This is a genomic window from Streptomyces sp. NPDC005181 (assembly GCF_040608395.1).
In the GTDB taxonomy this organism is placed as follows: Bacteria; Actinomycetota; Actinomycetes; order Streptomycetales; family Streptomycetaceae; genus Streptomyces.
This window is the reverse complement of the sequence record NZ_JBEXID010000185.1, coordinates 1-1,648: the sequence shown is the minus strand read 5'-3', so window position 1 is coordinate 1,648 and position 1,648 is coordinate 1. Positions and strand designations below refer to the sequence as shown.

The 1,648-nt window shown below is 70.9% G+C and carries 1 protein-coding gene and 1 pseudogene; both read right to left on the bottom strand.

Annotated features, from left to right (window positions below; translation table 11 throughout):
- A pseudogene (locus tag ABZV38_RS39310) lies at nucleotides 1-343 on the bottom strand (hypothetical protein); the annotation flags it as partial.
- A gap of 25 nt (nucleotides 344-368) precedes the next feature.
- Nucleotides 369-1,648 (bottom strand): peptidoglycan-binding protein (locus tag ABZV38_RS39305; RefSeq protein ID WP_356333645.1); only part of this gene is annotated, 1,280 nt, incomplete at its 5' end.

The window sequence follows — 1,648 nt, the reverse complement described above, 5'->3', positions numbered from 1 at the left end:
ATGCCGACACCGGCTCCGAAGCCGGGGCAGACAGCGGCGCCGAGGCCGGCTCCGAAGCCAAAGCAGACACCGAAGCCGACACCGGCTCCGAAGCCGGGACGGACACCGAGGCCGAGGTCGCGCCCAGGCCGGAGGCCGTGGCTTCGCCCGGGACCAGATCGAGCACCAGGTCGAGGACCAAGTCCGTCCCGTCACCCGGCCGGGCTCTCGTCCGGGACTCTGCGTCGCCCTCCGCGCCGGGCCCCGATCCGGACCGCATCTCCTCGCTGCCGTTCACCGGCTCTCCTTCCGTTCCGTTCTCCTTCTCCGGACCTCCGGAGATGTCCGACACCGTGGATCCCATTCCCGCCTCCGTCATGTCCGTCCTGTCACGTGAAGAGTCGTCGCCAGGTTTCCGGTCCGGGGTAGCCGTCGGCCTCGGCGCCCCGCCAGCCCTGGGCGCGCTGGAAGGCCTCGACATTGCGCCGGTCCGCCTCGGTCCACCGGGGGCCGGGGCCCTCTGTGTAGTACGTGCCGTATCCCTTACTCACCAACTGCTTGCCGAGCTTCTCGACATGGCTGTTGGACTGCCCCGGCCGGAAATAGTTCCGGCCCGGGAACGCCGGAGCCGCGGTCGAACCGCCCCCCTGGCCGCCCCCGCCCCCGCTGTCACTGCCGCTTGCGGGGATGTCCTGGCCCTTTCCGCTCACCAGCAGCTGCCAGGTGTCCGGACCGGGGATGCCGTCCGCTTCCTTGCCGGACCAGCCCTGGGCCTTCTGGAACGCCTGGGTCGCGCGCCGGTCCGCATCGCCCCAGTCCGGTCCCGGGCCGACCTTGTAGAAGCGCTTGCCACCGCGGTCCACGAGCATGCTGCCGAGCTGGGTGACATACGTGTTGCTGGCGCCGGGACCGAACTTGTCGGCGCCCGGAAATGCCGACGCCCCCTGCGAGCCGCCGCTGCCGGTATCTGCGGGCAGTCCCTTGTAGCGGTACGGGATGTAGCTGCCGGAGTTGCTCCAGTACGCCATGGGCGTCGTCTGCTTACGCGTGTGCGAGGGCGTCTGCTCGTACGCCGTGTAATGGCTGTGCGTGTAGTCGGTCCAGCCGCCGAAGATCGTGACGTGCGAGCCCTTCGACGGGTCGGCCTGGTTGTGGAAGAGCAGGATGTCGCCGGGCTCCAGTTCCTCTCGGGCGATCTTGGTCCCGAATTTGGCGAGGCTGCCGGTCCACTCGTTGTTCCGCAGTTTCCAGGCCATCGACACATAGCCCGAGCAGTCCTGCCGGTAGCCGTCGGACCAGTACTTGGACAGGCTGTACGGGACCTGCTCACTGACCCACTTCTTGGCCCGGTTGATGATGTCGGCCCGTGTGGTCTTGGGTGTCTCCGGCGCCGAGCCCGTGGCCGACGGCGGGCCTGCGGCCCCGCTCCCCTCCAGTGGGCCGGGGGCACCCTGTGGACTGCCGGGTTCCGGGTCGGCCGGCGCGGCCGGTTCGGCCGGTACCGGGTCGGCGAAAGCGGCCGGTACCGGGTCGGCGAAAGCGGCCGGTACCGGGTCGGCGAAAGCGGCCGGTACCGGGTCGGCCGGGGGCGGTGTCGGGTCCGCCCGGGCGGGCCCGACGGGTCCTGTGGCCCCCGCGGGTACGGCGGGGTGGCCGAGGTAGGGAGGGG